The 22460-nt window shown below is 57.3% G+C and carries 17 protein-coding genes and 1 pseudogene; 8 read left to right on the forward strand and 10 right to left on the reverse strand.

Annotated elements, in window-relative coordinates; genetic code table 11:
* Positions 1-10: 10 nt before the first annotated feature.
* From E0F99_RS08465 to rfbB, 3 genes are read right to left on the reverse strand one after another with little or no spacing between them, the layout of a single operon-like run.
* On the reverse strand, positions 11-1396 hold the full coding sequence (locus tag E0F99_RS08465; protein ID WP_083355757.1) for a sigma-54-dependent transcriptional regulator: 1386 nt from the start codon (positions 1394-1396) through the stop codon (positions 11-13).
* Positions 1393-3201, reverse strand: a complete 1809-nt coding sequence (locus tag E0F99_RS08470; RefSeq protein ID WP_083355756.1) for a sensor histidine kinase — start codon at positions 3199-3201, stop codon at positions 1393-1395. The genes E0F99_RS08465 and E0F99_RS08470 overlap by 4 nt, the downstream gene beginning before the upstream one ends.
* Before the next feature lie 38 nt (positions 3202-3239).
* Entirely contained in the window at positions 3240-4322 is a 1083-nt protein-coding gene (rfbB, locus tag E0F99_RS08475) for a dTDP-glucose 4,6-dehydratase (RefSeq protein ID WP_083355755.1), read from the reverse strand.
* Between the two features lie 152 nt (positions 4323-4474).
* On the opposite strand from rfbB, the gene E0F99_RS08480 reads away from it, so the two are divergent.
* The 3 genes from E0F99_RS08480 (at position 4475) to E0F99_RS08490 (ending at position 9056) form a co-directional block, all read left to right on the forward strand.
* A complete protein-coding gene (locus tag E0F99_RS08480) occupies positions 4475-7378 on the forward strand; it encodes an aminotransferase (RefSeq protein ID WP_083355754.1) in 2904 nt (967 codons plus the stop codon).
* A 121-nt stretch (positions 7379-7499) separates the two neighbouring features.
* Positions 7500-8606 carry an agmatine deiminase gene (gene aguA, locus E0F99_RS08485; RefSeq protein WP_083355753.1) on the forward strand — a complete coding sequence of 369 codons (1107 nt, stop codon included), beginning with the start codon at positions 7500-7502 and terminating at the stop codon, positions 8604-8606.
* Positions 8607-8840: 234 nt separating this feature from the next.
* The gene (locus tag E0F99_RS08490; protein WP_083355752.1) at positions 8841-9056 is read left to right on the forward strand and encodes a hypothetical protein; all 216 of its coding nucleotides are present in this window, start codon (positions 8841-8843) and stop codon (positions 9054-9056) included.
* A gap of 263 nt (positions 9057-9319) precedes the next feature.
* On the opposite strand, the gene E0F99_RS08495 is transcribed toward E0F99_RS08490, so the two are convergent.
* Positions 9320-11407, reverse strand: coding sequence for a TonB-dependent receptor (locus tag E0F99_RS08495; RefSeq protein ID WP_083355751.1), 2088 nt, complete (start codon positions 11405-11407; stop codon positions 9320-9322).
* Between the two features lie 411 nt (positions 11408-11818).
* Here E0F99_RS08495 and E0F99_RS08500 point away from each other — a divergent pair, with 411 nt between their 5' ends.
* From E0F99_RS08500 to E0F99_RS30850, 3 genes and pseudogenes are all read left to right on the forward strand, one after another.
* Positions 11819-13135 carry an OprD family porin gene (locus E0F99_RS08500; protein WP_083355750.1) on the forward strand — a complete coding sequence of 439 codons (1317 nt, stop codon included), beginning with the start codon at positions 11819-11821 and terminating at the stop codon, positions 13133-13135.
* Positions 13136-13285: 150 nt separating this feature from the next.
* Positions 13286-13489: a tautomerase family protein gene (locus E0F99_RS08505; protein ID WP_083355749.1), complete on the forward strand. Its 204-nt coding sequence runs from the start codon at positions 13286-13288 to the stop codon at positions 13487-13489.
* A gap of 14 nt (positions 13490-13503) precedes the next feature.
* Positions 13504-14050 (forward strand): annotated as a pseudogene (locus E0F99_RS30850) (SDR family NAD(P)-dependent oxidoreductase).
* 115 nt (positions 14051-14165) lie between these two features.
* On the opposite strand, the gene E0F99_RS08515 reads toward E0F99_RS30850, so the two are convergent.
* Positions 14166-14450 carry a DUF3077 domain-containing protein gene (locus E0F99_RS08515; RefSeq protein ID WP_083355748.1) on the reverse strand — a complete coding sequence of 95 codons (285 nt, stop codon included), beginning with the start codon at positions 14448-14450 and terminating at the stop codon, positions 14166-14168.
* Positions 14451-15147: 697 nt separating this feature from the next.
* Here E0F99_RS08515 and E0F99_RS08520 point away from each other — a divergent pair.
* Both E0F99_RS08520 and E0F99_RS08525 read left to right on the forward strand, forming a co-directional pair.
* Positions 15148-15387, forward strand: coding sequence for a type II toxin-antitoxin system RelB/DinJ family antitoxin (locus E0F99_RS08520; RefSeq protein WP_083355747.1), 240 nt, complete (start codon positions 15148-15150; stop codon positions 15385-15387).
* Positions 15377-15664 carry a type II toxin-antitoxin system RelE family toxin gene (locus E0F99_RS08525; protein ID WP_083355746.1) on the forward strand — a complete coding sequence of 96 codons (288 nt, stop codon included), beginning with the start codon at positions 15377-15379 and terminating at the stop codon, positions 15662-15664. The genes E0F99_RS08520 and E0F99_RS08525 overlap by 11 nt, the downstream gene beginning before the upstream one ends.
* A 268-nt stretch (positions 15665-15932) precedes the next feature.
* Here E0F99_RS08525 and E0F99_RS08530 read toward each other — a convergent pair whose 3' ends face one another.
* The 5 genes from E0F99_RS08530 to E0F99_RS08550 form a co-directional block, all read right to left on the reverse strand.
* Entirely contained in the window at positions 15933-18098 is a 2166-nt protein-coding gene (locus E0F99_RS08530) for a helix-hairpin-helix domain-containing protein (RefSeq protein WP_162276177.1), read from the reverse strand.
* 32 nt (positions 18099-18130) lie between these two features.
* Positions 18131-18898 carry a PP2C family serine/threonine-protein phosphatase gene (locus E0F99_RS08535; RefSeq protein WP_165447610.1) on the reverse strand — a complete coding sequence of 256 codons (768 nt, stop codon included), beginning with the start codon at positions 18896-18898 and terminating at the stop codon, positions 18131-18133.
* Entirely contained in the window at positions 18876-19553 is a 678-nt protein-coding gene (locus E0F99_RS08540; RefSeq protein WP_083360328.1) for a vWA domain-containing protein, read from the reverse strand. Before E0F99_RS08540 ends, E0F99_RS08535 begins: the two co-directional genes overlap by 23 nt.
* Before the next feature lie 430 nt (positions 19554-19983).
* Positions 19984-21069 carry a HesA/MoeB/ThiF family protein gene (locus tag E0F99_RS08545; RefSeq protein WP_083355744.1) on the reverse strand — a complete coding sequence of 362 codons (1086 nt, stop codon included), beginning with the start codon at positions 21067-21069 and terminating at the stop codon, positions 19984-19986.
* A complete protein-coding gene (locus E0F99_RS08550) occupies positions 21053-22165 on the reverse strand; it encodes a ThiF family adenylyltransferase (RefSeq protein WP_083355743.1) in 1113 nt (370 codons plus the stop codon). The genes E0F99_RS08545 and E0F99_RS08550 overlap by 17 nt, the downstream gene beginning before the upstream one ends.
* Positions 22166-22460 lie beyond the last annotated feature (295 nt).

Consider the following 22460-nt stretch of genomic DNA (forward strand, 5'->3'; position numbering starts at 1 on the left):
ATGGGCGGGGTCATTCGTCGTCGGCGCTGTGGCTGGCGCTGTCGGCGAAGTTCAGACCGTGCTTGCGCAGTTTGTCGTGCAGGGTTTTGCGCGGTATGCCCAAGGCTTCGGCAAGGCTGCGCACGGAGCTGTGCGGGCGGGTCAGTTCGGCGGCGATCAGGCTTTTTTCGAACTGCTCGACCTGCTCACTCAAACCACCTGGGGTGGAAGTCAGCACGCCGGCGGCGGGGTTATCCGCTGTGGCGTCCAGTGCCAGCTCCAACCCAAGGGCAAAGCGTTCGGCTGCATTTTGCAGCTCGCGCACGTTGCCCGGCCAACTGTGGCGCAACAGCAGCGCCCGCTGGCCCGGTTGCAGCTCGTGCAAGGGTAGGCCGTGGCGGCTGCTGGCTTCGTCGGCAAAATGTTGGAACAGCATCAAGGCATCTTCACCGCGCTCGCGCAGCGGCGGAATGCGCAGCGGCGCGACGTTGAGGCGGTAATACAAGTCGGCACGGAAGCGGCCTTGATCGGCCGCCTGGCGCAGGTCTTCCTTGGTGGCGGCGATGATGCGGATATCCAGCGGGATCAGCTGATTGCCGCCCAGGCGTTCGACCACACGCTCCTGCAATAGGCGCAGCAGCTTGACCTGCACATCCAGGCTCATGCTTTCGATTTCATCGAGAAACAGCGTGCCGCCATTGGCGAATTCGAATTTGCCGATACGGCGTTTTTGCGCGCCGGTAAACGCGCCCGGCTCATGGCCGAACAGCTCGCTTTCGACCACCGATTCGGCCAGGGCACCGGCGTTGATCGCCACAAACGGCCCGCTGCGCCGGTTCGACAGGTCATGCAGCGCACGCGCCACCACTTCCTTACCGGCACCGGTTTCGCCGAGGATCAGCACGTCGGCGCGGGTTGCGGCCAGGGCGCCGATCTGCTCGCGCAAGCGCAGCATCTGCGGCGAGTGCCCCACCAGCCGCGTGCTCAATTGCTGGCGGTCACTGAGGGCCAGGCGCAGGCTGCGGTTGTCCAGCACCAGCCGGCGCAGGGCCAGGGCGCGGCGCACGCTGTCGAGCAGCGCGTCGCTGGCGAAGGGTTTTTCCAGGAAGTCGTAAGCGCCGGCGCGCATCGCTTGCACCGCCAGCGGTACGTCGCCGTGGCCGGTGATCAACAGCACCGGCAGCTCCGGGTCCTGGCCGTGCAGTTCGGTGAGCAGCTCCAGGCCGTCCATGCCAGGCATGCGGATGTCACTGACCACCACGCCCGGCCAGTCCCGCGACAAGCGCGCGGTGAGGCCGGTGGCTTCGCCCAGAGTCAGGACGTTCAGCCCGGCCAGGTCCAGGGTCTGGCACAGGGCCTGACGCAGGTGTGGATCGTCGTCGATCAGCACCACCTGAATCTGGTTATCGATACTCATACACTGCGGTCCTCGGACGGTTGCAGACTGACGCCCGGCGAGCCGGCACGCAATTTCAAGGTTAACAGCGCGCCGCCTTCCTTGTGGTTGGCGAACGACAAATCGCCGCCAAAGGCACGCATCAGCGTGTCACAAATCGCCAGCCCCAACCCCAAGCCTTGGGTGCGGGTCTTGGTGGTGTAGAACGGCTCGCTGGCGCGGCCCAGGGCTTCCATGCAAAAGCCTGGGCCATTGTCGCGAATGTACAGGTTGACGCCCTGTTCGGTGGCTTCGGCACTCAGCCAGAGTTTGCGCGGTGGGCCTTTTTCGGTGAGGGCGTCGAGGGCGTTGGCCAGCAGGTTGCCGAGCACCTGGCGCAAGCGCGTTTCGCCGGCTTGCACCCACAGGGTGGCTTCCGGCAAGTCGCGGATCAGCTCGACTTCCATCGACCGCCGCCGCTTGGCCAGCAATGCCATCGCATCGTCCAAGGCTGGTTGCAGGGCGACGCTTTCCGGGGCGTGACGGTCGCGCCGAGCGAACGCGCGCAAGTGCGCGATGATTGAGGCCATGCGGCCGGTCAACTCACTGATCAGCTTGAGATTGCCGCGCGCGTCGTTGGTGCGCTCATGGTCGAGCAGGATTTCGGCGTTCTCCGCATAGCTGCGAATCGCCGCCAGCGGCTGATTGAGTTCGTGGCTGATGCTCGCCGACATGGTGCCCAGCGCTGACAGCTTGCCGGCCTGCACCAGGTCATCCTGGGCACGCACCAATTCCTGTTGGGCATGCTCGCGCTCCAGCACTTCCTGTTTCAGGCGCCGGTTAAGGCCTTCCAGGTCACTGGTACGCTCGACCACGCGCGCTTCCAGCTCACGGCGCGCCTTGGCTTCGAAGGCGATGCGTTCCAGGTAATGCCGACGGCGTTGCATCATCAACCCGAGCAGCAACATCAGCACCAGCAATGTGGCGCCACCCACGGCCACCACCGTGCGCACCGGGCGGTTGATCAGCGAGCGCGGGGCGAGAATTTCTACGTTCCAGCCGGTTTCGGCGATGGCCGTGGACTGGCGCAGCCACGCTGTGGAGCTGAGGGCCAGCGGCTGCGGGTCGCGCGTCGGGTAGGGCTGGATGGCGATGATTGCCTGGTGTTCTTCGGCGGTCAGCGGCCGCGTCGCGCGAAACCGCCATTGCGGGCGCGAGGTGAGGATCACTACGCCGTTGTGGTCGGTGACCAGCAGTTGTTCCGGCGTATTACCCCACAGGCGTTCGGTGTGGTCCAGGTCGACCTTGACCACCAGCACACCGATGACGGTGTCGCCATCGCGCACGGCGGCGGCGAAGAAGTAACCGCGCTTGGCCGACGTGGTGCCCAGGCCGAAAAACCGCCCCAGGCGCCCGGCCATGGCTTCGCTGAAGTAGGGGCGGAATGAGAAGTTGCGGCCGACAAAGCTGTCCTGTTTATCCCAGTTGGAGGTGGCGAGGGTCTTGCCGGTGGTGTCCATCAGGTACATCACTTCCACCCCGGCCTGGGCGGCGACGTCCTTGAGCAGCAGGTTGGCGTTGACCAGGTTCGTGCTGACGTGGGGCGCATCCAGCGCGGTACGCAGGGCCGGCAAGTCACCGAGGATCTGCGGCAATACCTCATAGCGGTGCAACGTGCCGAGCAGGTTGGCGACGTACAGATCGAGGGTTTGGCGGTTTTGCCCGGCCAACTCGCTGCGGTAATAGCGCTCGGCCAAGTGCTCCAGCGGCCACAGCAGCGGTGCCAGGCACAACGCCAACAGGGCGAGGCTGCGCCAGCGGGGTCTTCGCGGAAGGGGTGGAGTCATGGGAGATGCGCCTGTGGGGACAGGCGCATTATGCCTGATTAGGCGATCAGGTCCTTGGGCTCGGTGTTGCCCAGGCGTTCACCTTGATAGCTGCCGTCCTGAACCCTGCGGCACCAATCGAGGTTATCGAGATACCACTGCACGGTTTTGCGCAGGCCGGTGTCGAAGGTTTCTTCCGGGGCCCAGCCGAGTTCGCGCTCGATCTTGCTCGCATCAATTGCGTAGCGCTGGTCGTGGCCCGGGCGGTCCTTGACGAAGGTGATCAGGTCGGTGAATTTTTCAACGCCAGCGGGGCGTTGTGGCGCCAGTTCTTCCAGCAGGCCGCAAATGCCGCGCACCACGTCGATGTTCTTCTGCTCGTTGTGACCGCCGATGTTATAGGTCTCGCCGACCACACCGTCGGTCACGACTTTTAACAGCGCGCGGGCGTGATCCTCGACGAACAGCCAGTCGCGCACCTGCAAACCGTCACCGTAGACCGGCAGTGGCTTGCCTGCGAGGGCGTTGAGGATCACCAGCGGGATCAACTTCTCAGGGAAGTGGAACGGCCCGTAGTTGTTCGAGCAGTTAGTCAGCAGCACGGGCAGGCCATAGGTGCGCTGCCAGGCGCGAACCAAGTGGTCGGAGGCCGCCTTGCTGGCGGAGTAAGGCGAGCTGGGCGCGTAAGGCGTGGTTTCAGTGAACAGGTCGTCCACGCCGTGCAAGTCGCCGTAGACCTCATCGGTGGAGATGTGGTGGAAGCGAAATGCGCTCTTGGCCGGCTCTTCAAGCGTGTGCCAATAAGCGCGCGTGGCTTCCAGCAGGCTGTAAGTGCCGACGATATTGGTCTGGATAAAATCCGACGGGCCGTCAATGGAGCGGTCGACATGCGACTCGGCAGCCAGGTGCATGATCGCCTGGGGCTCAAAGCGCGCCAGTATGGCGCTGACCTTGGCCTGGTCGATGATATCGGCCTGGACGAACTCATAGCGGCTGTTGGACGCGATGTTGGTCAGCGATTCGAGGTTGCCGGCGTAGGTGAGTTTGTCCAGGTTGAGCACTTCGTGCTCGGTGTGTTGAATCAGGTGGCGGATCAGGGCAGAGCCGATAAAACCGGCACCACCGGTGATGAGAATACGCATGTCGAGGGGCCTTTTCCTTAGACGGACACTGGGCGAATGAAGCATAGCTTGGGGTGTGAATTGGGCCGGTGCAAGCGCGGGATGCGTGAGGGGTTGATTAACGCCCCAGAACAATGGCGATATAGGCGCCTGATAAAACCGAGGTCGTCACAATGTTGCTCGCCACGTTGATCCATCGTGTCAGTTTGCCTTGCCCGCAAGTAAGCGCTGATGAAGCTGCGCATTTGCTCGAGCAGCATTATGGCCTCAGAGGCACCTTGCGGTCGCTGGGCAGCCAACAGGACCTCAACTACCGCATTGACAGCGCCCGTGGCCGATTTGTTTTGAAGATCTGCCGAGGTGACTACGCGGCCGTTGAGCTGCAGGCCCAGCATGGCGCTCTGAACAACCTGCAAACCCAAGTAAGGGTGCCCAAGGTGATCCGCGCACTGAGTGGTGAGGAATTGCTGACCGTGACCGTCAACGGGCAAACCGTGCACGTGCGGGTGCTGGACTACATCGACGGCCAGCCCCTGACCCACCTGCCTCATCTGGGCCGCGACGTGATCGCAGGCTTTGGTCAACTGTGCGGGCAGGTCAGTCACGCACTTTCGCGCTTCGAACACCCGGGCCTGGACCGCACGCTGCAATGGGACCCGCGCCACGCTTACGAACTGATCACGCACCTGCTGGCTACTTTGGAAAACGTGCCCCATCGTGACGCCATCAAGCATGTGGCCGAGCAGGTAGACGCGCGCGTTCGGCCTTTGGCCGAGCACCTGCCGTGGCAGGCGGTGCACATGGACATCACCGATGATAATGTGGTCTGGCAGCGTGATGCCCAGCGGCATTGGCAGGTCCAGGGCGTGATTGATTTCGGCGATCTGGTGCACACCTGGCGCATTGCCGACCTGTCGGTAACCTGCGCAGCCTTGTTGCACCATGCTGACGGCGACCCCTTTGCCATTCTGCCGGCGATCCAGGCCTTTCATGCGGTGACGCCGCTGCAACGCGAAGAACTGCAAGCGCTGTGGCCTTTGATTCTCGCCCGCGCGGCGGTACTGGTGCTGAGCAGCGAGCAACAGCAACGTCTGGACCCGGATAACGCCTACTTATTGAAAAACGCCGAGCATGAGTGGGAGATCTTCCATGTGGCGACCTCGGTACCGGTTGAGTTGATGGACGCGGCGATTCTGCGTTGCGTCGGTGAGACCGTGTCGCCAATAACCAGCGAGGATTTCGCGCCTTTATTGCCAGGCCTGGTGGGGCGTGAGTTTGCGCTGATCGACCTGGGCGTACTCAGCCCGCATTTCGAGGCTGGCAATTGGGAGCAGCCTGGCATAGACCGTCGATTGCTGGATGAAGCGGCGGCGGTGCATGGGTTGGCGGCCAGCCGGTATGGTCAATATCGGCTGTCACGTACCTGTGCCGACAGTGCCGTCGAACCCGACACTTTCCCCCTTCATGTGGAATTGCACCTGCCTCATGGCACCGAGTTGGAAGCGCCCTTTGGTGGCACGCTACGCCATGGCGCTGACGGTTTGCTGTGCGTGCATGACGCCCAGCTGAGTCTGCGTTTATGGGGTGTAACCACCGCGTTGAAGCCTGGCGCGGTGGTGGTAAAAGGGCAAGTTCTGGGCGAGGTTCATGCGCCACTCACCGTACAGGTATGCCGCGCCCTTATTGAGCCGCCGCTGTTCTGCACGCCGACCCGGGCGCAGGCGTGGCAGGTCCTCTGCCCGTCGCCGGCTGTGCTGCTCGGTTTGGCCTGTGATGCGCAGCCCGAGCTGGACCCCGAGGCGTTGCTGGCGCGCCGTGATGCCAGCTTCGCCCGCTCGCAAAAGCACTATTACGCCGACCCACCCCGCATCGAGCGCGGCTGGCGCAACCACCTGATCGACATGCAGGGCCGTTCCTATCTGGACATGCTCAACAACGTTGCCGTGCTGGGCCACGGCCACCCGCGGATGGCGGCGGTGGCGGCGCGGCAATGGTCGCTGCTCAACACTAATTCGCGCTTTCACTACGCCGCGATTGCCGAGTTTTCCGAGCGTTTGCTGGCGTTGGCACCGGACGGCATGGACCGGGTATTCCTGGTCAACAGCGGCACCGAGGCCAATGATCTGGCGATTCGCCTGGCTTGGGCCTACAGCGGCGGGCGCGACATGCTCAGCGTGCTGGAGGCTTACCACGGCTGGTCGGTGGCGGCGGATGCGGTGTCCACCTCGATTGCCGATAACCCGCAAGCACTGAGCAGCCGCCCGGACTGGGTGCACCCGGTGACGGCGCCGAATACCTATCGCGGCGAGTTCCGCGGGCAGGACAGTGCGCCGCACTACGTGCGAAGCGTGGAACACAACTTGGCGAAAATCGCCGCGAGTAAGCGCCAGTTGGCGGGTTTCATTTGCGAGCCGGTGTACGGCAACTCCGGTGGTATCTCCCTGCCACCGGGCTATTTGCAGCAGGTCTACGGGTTGGTGCGCGCCCAAGGCGGCGTGTGCATCGCCGATGAAGTGCAGGTCGGTTACGGCCGCATGGGTCATTTCTTCTGGGGCTTTGAAGAGCAGGGCGTGGTGCCGGACATCATCACCATGGCCAAGGGGATGGGCAACGGCCAGCCGTTGGGTGCGGTGATTACCCGGAGGGAAATCGCCGAGGCGTTGGAGGCCGAAGGGTATTTCTTCTCGTCGTCGGGCGGCAGCCCGGTCAGCTGTCGCATCGGTATGGCCGTGCTGGATGTGATGGAGGAAGAAAAGTTGTGGGAAAACGCCCAAGTGGTGGGCGGGCATTTCAAGGCGCGCCTGGAACAGTTGATTGACCGTTATCCGTTGGTGGGCGCTGTTCATGGTTCCGGTTTCTATCTGGGGCTGGAGTTGGTTCGCGACCGCCACACATTGGAACCCGCCACAGAAGAGACCACGCTGCTGTGTGAGCGCTTGCGTGAGCTGGGGATTTTCATGCAGCCGACCGGCGACTACCTCAACATCCTGAAGATCAAGCCGCCGATGGTCACCTCCAAGCGCAGCGTGGACTTTTTTGTCGACATGCTGTCGAAGGTGCTGGATGAGCAACTGTAAATAATCGATTGTTATCGGCTACTAACCGTCATGTTTGCGGCCTATGATCTTTTATCACTTTTAAAGCCGATTTTTATCCGTTATAAAGTCAGCCTTCACCCCATTCGGAGTCCTGAACGCCATGACCACCTTGCACAGCGTACCTCGCGCCGATGGCTTCTACATGCCCGCCGAATGGGCGCCACAGACTCAAACCTGGATGATCTGGCCTGAGCGCCCAGACAACTGGCGCCTGGGCGGCAAGCCGGCGCAAGCGGCCCACGTGGCAGTAGCCAAGGCCATTGCGCGTTTTGAACCGGTGACAGTCGCTGTGTCCGCCGGGCAATACGAAAATGCCCGCGCGCGTTTGGACGTGCCCAATATCCGCGTGGTGGAAATGTCCAGCGATGACGCTTGGGTGCGCGACACCGGCCCAACCTTCGTGATCAACAACAGCGGCGAAGTGCGCGGCGTTAACTGGGATTTCAACGCCTGGGGCGGCTTTGACGGCGGCCTGTACGCGCCGTGGAACCGTGACTCGCAGGTGGGTGGCAAGATCCTCGAGGTCGAGCGCGCGTCGCGTTACCGCACCGAAGGCTTCGTGCTGGAAGGCGGTTCGATCCACGTCGACGGCGAAGGCACGCTGATCACCACCGAAGAATGCCTGTTGAACCGTAATCGCAACCCGCACCTCGATCGCGCGGCCATCGAAGCGGTGCTCAGCGACAACCTGGCGGTGGATAAGATTATCTGGCTGCCGGACGGCCTGTTCAACGACGAAACCGACGGCCATGTGGATAACTTTTGCTGCTACGTGCGCCCAGGTGAAGTGTTGCTGGCCTGGACCGATGACCCGCAAGACCCGAACTACGCGCGCTGCCACGCGGCCATGAACGTGCTGCAAAGCAGCACCGACGCCCAGGGCCGCGCGTTCACGGTGCATAAAATGCCAATCCCGGGGCCGCTGTACGCCACCGAAGAAGAGTGCGCCGGTGTCGACCCGGTGGATGGCAGCCAGGAGCGTAACCCGAGCGTGCGGTTGGCCGGGTCCTACGTAAACTTTCTGATCGTCAACGGCGGCATTATTGCGCCGAGCTTCGACGACCCGATGGACGGCCAGGCCAAGCAAATCCTGCAGAACCTGTTCCCGCAGCACGAAGTGGTGATGGTGCCGGGGCGCGAACTGTTACTGGGCGGCGGCAATATCCACTGCCTGACCCAACAACAGCCGGCGCCGCACAAAAACTGAGTGCAGTTGTAACAGCGCTTGAGCGAAACCCCAGCGCTACCTGTTTATAGCGCTCACAGCAAGCCCGCGGCCCAGCAAGGTCGCGGGCTTTTTTGTGTTCGAATGTCTATAAACACAGGACATTGGCATAGCTCTTGTATCGGTGTTGGCACAGTAACCCAAGGTCGTGACTGCACAGTTCTGTCATAAACCTTGAGTAAGTTAGCCGCTCAAGCAGTAGGAGAGAGCGCTGAAATGAATGCCGATATCAACCTGATCCACACGCGCCCATTCCACCCCACGCGGGTCGACGGTGAAGCGATCCAGGCGCTGGCGCTCTGGTTGAAGGCAAACGGCTCGCGACAGGCAAGGCAACAGCCTGACTTGCGCAGCGTGATGAGTGAACGTTACCCGGTGGGGTTGTTCAGTGAGGATGAAGTGCATGCGTTGTGTGAGTTGATGCAAAACTGAAAAAGCACCGCGATCAATTGTGGGAGCGGGCTTGCTCGCGAAAGCGGTGCGTCAGTCAACATCAATGTTTGCTGGGCCGACGTTTTCGCGAGCAAGTCGAATCGTCGCACCGCCGCTCCCACCTTTGATCTTCGCTGCTCTGAGCATTGCGTTCGCTTAACTGAACGGCATTAGGGCAAGCCCGCTCGCCACAACAAGCCCGCTTTCAACAACAAGCCCACTCCTCACCACAAACTTGGTCCCACATTAGAGCGTGATCGGCTTCAGAAACTGTAGGTGCCTGTGACCACCAAACTACGCGGCTCACCCGGCTGAATCTGCGCCGCACTCGTCGCTGATTCGTAGTAGTGTTTGTCGGCGATATTGTTCAGCGCCGCGCGTACATCCCATTCCTTCTGGCGGAACCCGGCCAACGCGTCCCAACGGCCATACCCCGGCAGCGCCACCGTGTTGAGGCTATCGGCATAACGGTCGCCCACCAGCGTCAAACCGGTTTCCGCGTACCAGCCCATCTCCGGTTTCCAGGTGATAAACAGGCTGCCATTGCGCTTGGCCACATCGCTGACGCGCTTGCCTTCAAAGCCGTTGTTGTCCTTCTCGACCTTGGCATCCTGCAGGCCGACGCCACCGCGCACATACCAATTGCCGACGATTTTGCCGGTGGCGGTCAGCTCCACACCGCGTGAGCGTTGCAGGCCGCTGAGCAGGGTAATGGTTCGGTCCAGCGGGTCGCTGGTGCGACGGTTATAAAGTTCAAGCTCGTACACGGCAAGGGTGGTGCTCAGACGGTCGTCGAGCCAGTCGCTCTTCACGCCGATTTCCTTTTGTTTGGTCAGCTCGGGGCTCAGGTCGTTAACGCTGCCGGCGGCGTTTGGCGTGATGCCGATCAGGCCGCCGCCAGCCGGGGAGAAGGTCTTGCTCCACGAGGCATAGAACGAGTGATTCTCAAGCGGCGTCCACACCAGGCCCACGCGCGGGCTGGTGCTGCGGCTATCGACGTCTTGCTGGGTGTTGAGCACCTTGCTGGTGGTGTCCACTTCAAAGTGGTCGTAACGCAGGCCTGCCAACAGTTGCCATTGATCGTTGAAACGCAATTGGTCTTGCACATACACCGCGCGGCTTTCGACTTCGGTGTGGTTGTCACTTGAAAGACTCATGCGCCCCGTGTGGCTCCGGTGGCGGTTGGGCGAGTTGAGGTCCAGGCTCGGCACGGCCTGGCCGCCACGGTTGACGGCGGTGGCGCTGTAGAGCTTCGGATCGCGACGCTGGCTGCCCAGCTCTATGCCGGTGAGCAGGCGGTGTTCCAGGCCGAACGTGTCAAAGCCACCTTCCAGCTCCAGGTTGTTGAAGACGTTGCGAGTGTTCAGGTCCTGTTGCCAGCGCTGGCGCGTGACCTGGTTGGTTTTGGGGTCGTAGCCGGTCTGGTAAGTGTTGTCGAAATCGCTGTCGAGCTTGAACACGCCGAGGGTGTGGCGCAGTTGCCAGTTGGCGTTGAGTTCATAGGCGAGCTTGGAGCGCAGGGACTGGGATTTGTCATCGATGTAGTCGCGGCTGTCGAAGTAGGTGCTGCTGCGGCTCACGTCTGCCGGGCGGCCGTTGACCCCGGGAATGCCACGGTCCGGTGTGCGGTTGTAGCGGCTGTATTCGTATTGCACCAACCAATTCAGGTCGGGCGTCAGCTGCCAGCTCATCGATGGCGCAAACAGCTGGCGGTTGCCGCTGACGCCGTCACGGAAGCTGTTGTTGTCCTGGTTGCCCATGTTCAGGCGCAGGCTGATGGTGTCGGTGGGGTCGGTGCTGAGGTCGGCATACAGGCTGCGCAGATCGTTGCTGCCGCCTTGGGCTTCGATACTGGATTTTTGCCCCGCCGTGGGCAATTTGCTTACGCGGTTGACGATACCGCCCTGGCCGCCTCGCCCGTACAGTACGGCTGCCGGGCCTTTGAGCACTTCGATGCGCTCGATGTTGTGCAAGTCGCGCACGTACTGGCTGTCGTCGCGAATGCCGTCCAGGTAGAAGTCATTGCTCGCGTCAAAACCACGAATGCGCAGGCTGTCGAAGCGCGTGTCGGCGCCGCTGCTGACGTTGGGAATCCCGCTGAGTGCCTGGCCCAGGTCGTTGGTGCCGTAGGCGCGCAGGTTTTCGGTTTTGACCGAATCGATGGCCTGGGGCACATAACGCACCGACGTGTTGGTGCGAGTGGCGGTGTTGGTCTCTTTGACGCGTGGGTCGTCTTCATCAGCTTCGGTGCTGATCGAGGTTTCCGGCAAGATCGTGGCGGCACAGGCAAAACCGGCAGACAGCAGAACAGAAAGCCCAAGGGTGATAGGCGTCAGGCGGGAGGCAGGCATGGAGGAATGTATCCAAAAAGTGCGGGAGGAGAAAATTTGCGCTAATGGTAATGCTTTGCATTTGCGCGCGTTATCTATTCCCAAAAATATACGTCGTCGAAAATGTTACATGATGTGTTTTCTTGACGAATTGGATGGTTTTTAGGGCGTGTGCGAAGGCCTTGGACTGCACCGCTTAGACTTTTTTCGCCTAAATACAGACGATTCACGAAATTGACACATAGTTCAACGCGCGCATAGGATTGCGCCCAACGCCTGTGGCTAACAGCCATAACTCATCTAATAAAAAAAGGCCTGCGGCAGTTCAGTCGTCCGCAGGCCTTCTTTTTCCTGGAGAAAGTTGACACCAGAAAAGCAACACGGAGCCTGGTGTCACAGCGCGTACTCAACCAGTAATAAGGAATATAAGAAATGTTGAAGCAACGGATGGGTTTGATCGCTCTGGGGATTTTGAGCGCCACTCAAGCAATGGCCAACGACCAGGAGCAATCCAAAGGTTTTGTTGAAGACAGCCACCTGAACATCGCAGCACGTAACGCCTACATCAGCCGTGACTACAAAAACGGTAAGCAAGACAAAGCCGAATGGGGCCAAGGCTTCATTGGTAAGTTTGAATCCGGCTTCACCCAAGGCACCGTTGGTGTGGGTGTGGACGTGATTGGCCAATACGCTATCCGTCTGGACGGTGGTAAAGGTCGCGCTGGCGCAGGCGGTATCGACTTCTTCAAGCAGGGCAATGGCACGACCAACCCTGACGGCACGAACAACCCAGGTTCGGCACCGCACGACCTGGCCAAAGGCGGCGCTGCCGTGAAGTTCCGCGTTTCCAACACCGTGCTCAAGTACGGTGACCAGTTCCCGGCCGTGCCTGTGCTGCAGTACGACAACTCCCGTCTGTTGTCCGAAACCTACACCGGTACTTCGATCGTTTCCAAAGAGATCGCCGGTCTGCAACTGGACGCCGGTCACTTCACCAAAGAAGCCCGCAAGAGCATGGAAGGCACCGACAGCGGTCGCCTGAAAAGCATCAACTACCTCGGCGGTAGCTACAAATTCACCGAAAGCCTGTCGGCTGCTCTGTACGCTTCCGACATGCAGGACGTGCTGAAGAAGCAATACGTCAACGTTAACTACGTGCTGGCCCTGCCAGAGAAGCAATCGTTGACCTTTGACTTCAACGGCTACAAAACCAAGCTGGACCGCAGCTTCGCCCTGGAAAACCAAGGTGATGCAGACGCCCGCGACAACAAAATCTGGAGCTTGGGCGCTACCTGGGCTGTTGGCCCGCACAGCTTCACCGTCGCTCACCAGCGCAGCACCGGCGACACCGGCTACCTGTACGGCGGCTACCGCAACGCTGGCGGCATCGGCGACGGCGGCAATACCATCCTGCTGGCCAACTCCTACTGGTCCGACTTCAACGGTAAGGACGAGCGCTCCTGGCAAGCAGGCTACGGCCTGGACTTCAGCGCCTTCGGCGTACCTGGCCTGACCTACAACATCGCCTACGTGCGCGGCACCAACATTGACGACGGTACCAACCGCGGCCGTGGCACCGAGCGTGAAATCTTCAACCAGTTCAAATACGTCGTTCAGAGCGGCCCAGCCAAAGACCTGAGCCTGCGCGCTCGTGCCTCCTGGTTGCGCGTCTCCAGCAACGCCAGCGAGTACAACGTAGGCGGTAACGAAATCCGTCTGTTCGCCGACTACCCAATCAACGTTTTCTAATTGATTCGGCGTCGCGCCTGATTCCAGGCGATAAAAAACCCCGACTGGTTCGGGGTTTTTTTATGCGCGCCTGCCGGCCTCTGATTTGTTACATCGCAGTACTAATGAAGTGCTCCGCGCCACCTTTATCCCCTTCAGGCGCCCGCCTAAATGAGCCCCACTTGCCCGCCCATCACCCGTGACGGCGTTACCCCGGAGCAAAAAGCCCAGGTCATCGCCGAATTCACCGAAACCTTCGAACGCGTTCTCAGCAAAAGCCCCGACCTGACCTACATCGTCATCGAAGAAGCCGACACCGATAGCTGGGGCTACGCCGGTATCACCACCACCGAATATCGCAAATCCCAAGCCTGAACTGGAGCACTATCATGAGCAAAGTCGTCGTCATTACTGGCGCCTCCCAAGGCATCGGCGCCGCCGTGGTCCACGCGCTACCGCGCCCTCGATTATCGCGTGGTCGCCACCTCGCGCTCGATTTAGCCGTCCACTGACCCGAACATCCACACCGTGGCCGGCATCTTCGTTGCCAAACCCTTCACCGGCTACACCCACGAAGACTACGCAAACATGCTGGCCGGGCACATCGTCAACATCACCACCAGCCTGGTCGACCCCGCGATTGACGGCGTGCCGTCAGTGCTGGCCTCGCTGACCAAAGGCGGCCTGAACGCCGCGACCAAATCCCTGGCAATTGAATACGCCAAACGCGGTATTCGCGTGAACGCAGTGAGCCTCGGGATTATCAAAACGCCCATGCACGGCGAAGAAACCCACGCGGCGCTGGGCCGCCTGCATCCGGTCGGGCACATGGGCGAAGCGAGTGACATTGCCCAGGCGATCATCTACCTGGAAAACGCCGGGTTCGTCACCGGCGAGATCCTGCACGTGGACGGCCGCCAAAGCGCCGGGCACTGACAAAAAAACGCCCCGGCCTTTCCAAGCCGAGGCGCTCTATCAACTACCGATGTAAACCACCTGTGGGAGCCGGGCTTGCCCGCGATAGCGCCCGCCCGGCCACCCCATTCACCTCTTATTGCTCGGCATTGCAGGGCGACTCCAACACCTTCACCACATCATCAATCACCGCCTTGACCATCTCCTGCAAATAATGCGACGCCCAAGCATAACGGTCCGTCTCCTTCGTCATCGCCGCATCTTCTGCTAGCAGTTTGGCGACGTGGAGCAAATCGGAAACGTGGTGCAAGGCTTCATGCAGAGGGACGCCGCTGTTAACGCGGAACAGAGGTTGATCGCAGTGGAAGGAGAAAGGGGTGACGCCGAGGGTGGTTAACGCGGAGGGATTTGTAACGGTCATTGGTGAGACTCCCATATCGAGTGAGAGCTACCACGTTCGTAGTTTCAACGAATACGTGGCGCTTTGGGCGCCTGCATCAAAATCGGGTTCTCAGGCCCGGTCGCTGCATTGGCAGTGACGGAGCGGAGGTTAGCGTGGTGGGGGGAGGGGGAGCAATCGGGAAAATGGATTGGTTGTTTTTTAGCCTATCCGAGCGTGATGGATAGGCTGCTGAGGAAATTATTTGTTTTATGGATACGCCATAATTATTGGCCAGCCATAATTTTGCATAAAGATAGAAGTGCCAGCGGAGGAGGTGGCTTCCGGGGCTATAACCCGTCTATTTCAACGCATGACGCACACCCAAACCCCAGAAACAACAAAGCCCTCACATTGCTGTGAGGGCTTCGTCTTATATGGTGCCGGCACCAGACGAACGGTATGTTTCTGCGGGGCGATGTTTTCCGGGCGTCTGGATTTTGGTGGAAATTTCGGCGTACCCCAACTAGTAACTATAGATAAATCAGCTAGTTATGGCGTTCGGTGGAATCGAATTCGGGACTAGTAAACTGTGAGCATGTGCTGTGCTCGGTACGTAGAGTTGCGAGCGACACACGTAACCCTGTGAGTTGTGTAAAAACCAACCGTTTGTAGGCTTGCCCAAATGAGGTTTTTACCTCACCGTAAAGACTAATGTCTTTACAGTGAGGGCCATCCCATGGCGTCCATCAATGTCCGTATCGACGACGATCTCAAAGCGCGTGCTTACCACGAGCTGGAAAAGCTCGGCGTCACCCCTTCTGAGCTGATGCGCCAAGCCTTGCAGTACGTAGCAGAGCGCGGTCAGCTACCTTTTAAGCCAGTCCTGATGACCGAGGAAGATGAAGCCTTGATCGCAACGGTGCGCGAGCGGCTGGCTGCTCCCCAGCGGGTTAAAGTTTCACTAGATGACCTATAGCCTCGAATTCGATGCGCGGGCATTAAAGGAGTGGCACAAATTGGGGGATACCGTACGCCAGCAACTCAAGAAGAAGTTGGCCACGATTCTGGTCAATCCGCGCATTGAAGCCAACCGTCTGCATGCCTTACCCGACTGCTACAAGATCAAGCTGCGCAGTAGCGGCTATCGGCTAGTTTATCAGGTGATCGACCAGGAGATCATGGTGTTCGTGGTGGCCGTCGATAAGCACGAGCGTGAGCAGGTTTATCGCAAAGCGGCTGAGCGGTTAAGTTAGCGGAGTATGCAACGTGTAAGTGAAACCTCACCGGGTCAGATTGTGTGAAAACGCGAGCATGATTCTGGGAGTAGTGCGTAGTGCTACGAAGCATTCAGTGGGACATGATGGGGCACCAGGAGTCGAATAAGAAATTAACGAACTGATTTATATATTTTTAATATCAATTATAAAGATTACTATCCCTATGATTATCCTGATCAGCCTTCGCATTTTATTTGTCACACCAACTCTCTGCTGAGCTCTCAGCTAATCTCGGGGTGGCACTCTAATTTCGCGTTCCTTTGCATTGGGGATATCGCGAGCACCCCCAGAACGACTTCCCGGCGTAAGGACCTTTTTTGGCCTTACGCTTCACCATCGAAGCACGGCATATTGGGCACGTGAGGACAGATGTTGCCCGACCTGGAGCTGATCCCCGTTGTATGTTTGAAGAAGGAGGGACATGCGGCGGCGCATGGTAATGGCTCGATGGGGCTGGCATAGGCTTTAGTATGGGCAAATTAAGAGCACCGTGTGGTGGCGTCTTAATTCCCAGAGCGGCACAAGTCTGTTCGGCTTGGGCGCGATCGACCAAGGCTTGTATTAGAGCCGGCTCAGGCAGACCTTTGTTGCTGATCAGTCTCGATGGCGCACCCCGCAGGGCCGCCAGCCCTGCCCGCAATTTGCCCTGCAAGGCTGCTCGTTTGGATGCTGCCGCTGCCCGAGCAGCATCTTCGACTTGCTGATCTGAAGGACCAGGCGTTGGGTTATATCGAAACTTCATCTCTTGCTCACGACGCCATTGGAGAAGCTTGCCGGTCAACGATTCGCCGAAACCAGGTACAGCCATCACTGCGTCGTAGCTGATATCTGCCGCAGATTCGATGCCAAATGAGGCCAATGTGGCCATCTTTGCCGGACCGATCCCTGAGATCTTCACTCGACTTAGAAGGAATCGATCCAAGAACTGGTGACGTTGACGAGCTTCGCGGGTTGTCTTCAAGCGTTCCAGCTCACGGGCCAACCCTGCTTCGAGTTGTTGGTACTGCCCTATGCAATTTTCCAGATCATTGCGTAAGTGGAAGAGTTCAGTGAAGCCGACTCGCTGAAGGTGAGCAATAGAAGCCACCTGCACCCGATTGTCGGCATCTGCATAAGCCTTAAGTGGTGGTGCATGATCGACTTTCGCGGACAGTAAGCGAGACAAACCGAAAACACCCAAACCGATCCAGACAATCGCACCACGCGGAGCGATTGCAAATGCGATAAGGGCAGCCAGCATGATCAGGCCACCGACAAACCGTTGGGTCGTTTGCCTGCTTTTGGCTTCCCTGAGGGTGCTGGGCGAGGAGCCAGGATCACCCTTCCACGTCGGAAGGATGTCTGCGGGGCGAGGCATGGGGGCCGCTCGAATGGCCGCCGCGATCTTGACGAGATCAAAGGGCTCGCCCCCTGAGGTGGGCACTGACGCTGTTCCTGAAGTAAAGACTGCAGGGAACATCTCAACACCGGACTGACTGGCGATCCGGCACCACACGCAGCTTGATGCTGCATTAGGGAAGTAGTGCGTGGGCGTTTTTGGGCACCGACGCAAGCTGGTTTCCAGTTCCTGCAGAAGCTTGACCCAGATCGTAGGGTTGGGGCGGGCTGCGGGATCGAGACCAAACGAGGCCTCAAATGCCTCCGCGACTGGTTGCGGCAAGTCAATGAGTTGGATCGCTCCAGGCGGTGGTATGGTTTGCGTCGTGCTCCGTCGTACCACCGAATAAGCAAATCGGTGTTGCGCAATGCCTTGACCAAGAGAGAGGTCTGCGCCGCTATAGCGGCCGGAGTAAGGGTGTTTACCCATGGCCAGCAACTGGAAGATCGCGACAGCGAGGCCAAAATTGTCATGCGCGTATGTTCGTTCGACCTGGCTCAGGTTCAGACCATGTAGCTCCGGCGGCGTAAAATCCTCAGTTCCGACAACACATGGATAGGAACGGCCGTTCAAGTTGAACTGAAAGCTGTCGGCGTCAATTAGCGCCACAGTGGCGTCGGGAGCAACCAGGACGCCGGAGTGGTTAAAGTCTCCGATGACGCATCCGGCTTGATGTACGGTCGCCACAGCACGCGCGACGTTTTGTGCGGCCCGGATCAGGAAGCGATAATCGACATCGGGAAATTGAATCTTCCGGGACTTGGGGCTATAGAGCTCATGTATTGGGCGGTATCCCGACACCAATCGCATGGTGAAACCGGCGAAGACTCCCAAATTATCAGTCGCGATCTCAGACGGGAATGCAATCAGGCTGGTCTTTTCCGCTAGCTGGCTTTCCACCATGGCACGGACTTTAGATTCACGTGAGCTCCGTAAATTTTCCTTGTATACCTTGACTGCTTGATCGGTGCGACCAGGTATGGCGTAGACGTCACCCTCGCCCCCTTTGCCTAGGCGCTTACCGAGCTCCATGCTCTTCCCATCAATGCGAATCGGAGAACTACTCATCGCCTCGAAATCAAGATCAGAGTTTTATCGTCGTCCGTGCGTTCGCACAGCCGTGGACTATCGAGATACTGGGCAAGCGCGTCCGACAATCCGGCGAGCCGCCCTTTACCGTCGGCCCCGTCTACGGCCTTGATCATCGGGTCGAAGAAGCGGGCATATGGCTGCTGGGTTGCCTGCTCTAACGCAATTGTCTCAAGCCCGTCAGAAAAAAGTGCAAAGGCATCGTATTCACACTGACCACGGAAGAGACGCAATCGAGGCTCGGGATCATCCGTGACGAAATACGTAGTGGACGCGAACTCGCCATTCTCGGGCCAACATAAAGCCTCCCACGCCCCCTTTTGACGGCCCACAAGTGCGCTATCACCGATCTGAAGAGTCAGGAGCTCATCTTTGAACACGACTAACATGACCAAAGTTGCAGCAAACTGACGACGAGTGAGATTACGTCGTGCCGCCACCGCGCTGAGGCGGTCACGCAACTCGTCTATCCAGCACCGAATGACCTCGTCACCCGGCAGATGATCGTGATTTGAGAACCAATCCTTGAAAGCGAGTATAAGGTGACGACAGACCAAGGATGCTCCTTCGCCACCGTGGCTGGCGCTGCCCGCACCGTCGGAAACCACCGTACAAAGCGCACGCGAAGTGAGCCGGACGCCGTAGGCGTCCTGCTTCCGGGTTCCCAGTCGCTGGTGGGATGTGCCGATTCTAGAAGCTGCCGCCCAGCGCCAGCGAGGGTTAGCCAGCAACGGCCCACCCATCGGGAGCAGTAGGATTCGTCAGCGGCACAGCATCCCCTGGATTGGATTGCGAAACTGCACTCAGGGAGCTAGAGAGCCATGCGAACAGTTCACGGAACGCTAAGCCCTTTAGCTTGAGGGGTTGCCGGGTCGCGAGCTGCGTGAGGATGGAAATATCAGCGCCCTCTACCCCTACCGCGTAGAACATGAACTCTTTACGCTCTTCGCCAGAATGAACTCGTTGACGAGCTTCGCTCCAACTGTCCGTGGGAGCTCCATCAGTAATGAGGAATACCCATGGCCGGTAGTACTTGATGCCATTTGCGCGGTAGCTATCTTTCCTTTCGCGCAAAAGGTCTAACGCGCGTACCACAGCCTCCCCCATCGGCGTCGTGCCGCTCGCCTCCAACATTTCGGGGTAGAAGCCATCCACTGTAGTAAATTCTGTTCGGACAGAGACAGGACCGAACGTCACCACAGCGAGCTCTACGCGTTTGGCGGCCATGGTGTCGGCGTGCAGGTCTTCTTTGAAGAACTGCAGCGCATCATTTAACTCTTGGATCGGACGACCTTGCATCGATCCAGAGGTATCAAGCAATAGCACGCAAGGGCAACGCTGTTCGGGGTTTTCCGCGAACTCCGCATCCGCAAAAGGTTGTTGCTCGAAATTATCCATTTTTCCCTCGTTCATCGTTCCTGACTTCAATCTGCTCAGTAAGCAAAATGCGCGCCAGCCAAATGATGTGCAGAAGCACAGTCTTTAAAAAGGCTTAGCTGCTAGCCATTCAGCAGGGCGCTGGGTATTTCCGCGAAACTAACCAGCGGGCGATGCTTTTTGGCAGAGTCCGCTTGCCATCGTCCTGACTCTTGATCATAGCTTATGGCCACCAAGCGGGCTACCTACCGATGGTGTTTGATGGCCTGCTCGACGTATGAGCGCTGCGTCTGATCTGTGTGGGTATATCCACAACGGAGATTGTTAATTAATATTCAGTCATAAATTTATAAATAAAAATATAAAGCTTTAGTATTAGGGGTGGTATCGCTGTCTCGCTCAGAAAGGCGACTTATGGTAAATGTTTACGATAAAAAATTTACCAAAAATATCAGTCAGTGGCGCAATAGGCGCAAGTAATGTCTCGTTCTACTGAAAATGCGCCGAAATCAAAAGTGCTCAGATTGAACTCTAGTCGTTTATTGACTACTGCTAAAAATCGGATGGGGACTCCGAAGATTACTTTAATTGCTTCTGTGGCAGTAATTGATGCGGAAACGCCACATACAGGTCCCATGCTACCAATCTTGCGATATTTTCTATTTAGCTTCTTTACGCCAAATAATTCTGCCGCATTAGTGGGGGAGAGTATTTTGTCGAAGCAGTGAAGACAAGCAGTAACACCAGGAATTATTACTTGTCCAATCAATGTTAGATGTAAGTTATATCCGCCTCCAATTATATGTGGTATTTTGTGGTTCAGGCAAAAGTCTGAAACAATTTTAGATGTGGTGTCCACGCTCGGAGAGTCTGCGCAATTTATAACTAGATCTGGGAAGTCGGTTAGCGATAAATCTTCGACTGATTCCATTTTTTTGCAGACGGCGGTTATGTCAACATCGTATGCTTGTTTGATGTTATTGCGAGCAGCTATGACTTTTGGCGTGCCAACATCGGCTTCAAAAAATAAATCTTGCCTATGGAGATTTGATAGCTCAACGTTGTCATTGTCCATGACGGTTATATTTTGTACGCCTACTTTCACAAGGCAATGTAAAACCCAAGATCCTACAGCCCCTAGGCCAATTATAAGTATATTTGCTTTTGAGCCTTGATAGATGGATCTACGGACTTCTGATGTGGAATGAAAATAGCTCTCCAATGTATTAATTAAGCGCGGGCGGTAGTTTATGTCGGGCTGTAAATATGGCTCATCTACTTCAATTAAAACGGACTTGTTTTGTAGAAATAGGACTAGTGTGCATAGTTCCGCAGTTGAAATTTCCGGATACAAACAGCTTACATCGTTGACTGATAGCGAGCCATCAAAGTGGTGCAGTAGTCCGATAATTTCAGGATAGTCTAGCTCGATCGAAAATCCGGTTCTCAGATTGCTATCAAAAAACTCTACGAATCTTTTAGTTTTTACGATCGCAACGCAACTCCTTAACCGGTATGTTTTATTTTCCACAGACATTGCATCCTTCCTTCGCTAAAATTTCTACCCATTCTATCTCGCCTTTGCCGATTATGAATTCCCCGCGCTGCGATATTCTGAATTTGTAGGCGTCGCCGCCTGCCAGATAGTTCAGAAGTTGAATACAAGCGTATGATGCAGAAAATAGTGACATGCTGTAAGTTCCGCCGCTACCACCTATAATATGTGTTTTTGCTGAATTAGTTTTATGGACTTTGTAAGTTGGTTTCCAGTCCGCCAGCGCAGCACTAAAAAAACCGCTGCAGCAATCAATGCAGACGGACTCTCCAGGTATATAAAAGTCGCCTGTGCTCATGAGGTGTGCATCAAATCCACCAGCAACATAAAGTGGAATTTTTTTCCCCCATAAATAGCGACCAAGCTTGACAGAGGTGTGTCCGATATAAGGTTCGTCAGCCGTATTAACAACCAACGTGGCGTCGTCAACAAGGCTAGATAGGTCTGTTAAAGGTAGGAGTTTTTCTCTGACGCACGTGACTCTGACTGCGGAATTGATCTTTTCCAGGTGGCGCTTAAGCGCATCTACCTTGGCCTCGCCGACCTCTTTAGCTGAAAAAAATGGGTGCCGCTCGGCGGATTGAGAGGAAAGGACCTTGTTGTCTACAAACGTGAATTTTGAAACACCGGCTCTGGCAAGGTTGATTGCAATAGAAGAGCCAACTGCACCTACACCAAAGATAACAACGTTACTGTTAATTATTTGCTCGTGAGCCTTGTTTGATGACAGTCCAAAAATCCAGTCCGACAAAAAATTGATTTGTCGCGAATATCGCGAGTTAGGGTCCTCAATAGTCGGGTGCTCTAGTACGCCCTTTGCAACTAAGTACTCAAAAATAGACTTGAGTTCTACTGGATCTAATTCGAATGCAAAACTTTTCAGGATTTTTGATAGTGGACTTAATCCATCAAGAGCTGCTAGCACATCACTAAATGAGGGGGCTATGCGAATGGAAAGCTTTTGTCTAGTATTGATGTGATAGAACTGTATTGTGCAGACATCCGATTCGCCTGTGGATACGTAGACGTCTACGCTGTCTTTTATTTTTAAGACAGGATCATATGCAAGAGCTTCCATTCTTCATCCTGCTGAGAGGAATTGGTGCCACGTTCATGGCACCGCCCCTAGATCAATATTGCAAAACACCGGCGTTGGCTTCGAGATATTCATCCCATGAATCCAAGCTTCCATCATCAGATCCGATATTTGGGCGAGTGCAAACTCGAGTGCAGCAATCACTTCTACTTCCTGAGCAGGTCGTAGTGTATTTGGTGCCTGCCTCGGGGTGTTCGCTCACTTCGGAAAACTTTAAACTAACCTTAGTTTTGACCATTGCTAACTCCGTTTACGTTATGGACACAGAGCCAAAACG

Source organism: Pseudomonas antarctica, from assembly GCF_900624995.1.
Classification (GTDB): domain Bacteria; phylum Pseudomonadota; class Gammaproteobacteria; order Pseudomonadales; family Pseudomonadaceae; genus Aquipseudomonas; species Aquipseudomonas antarctica.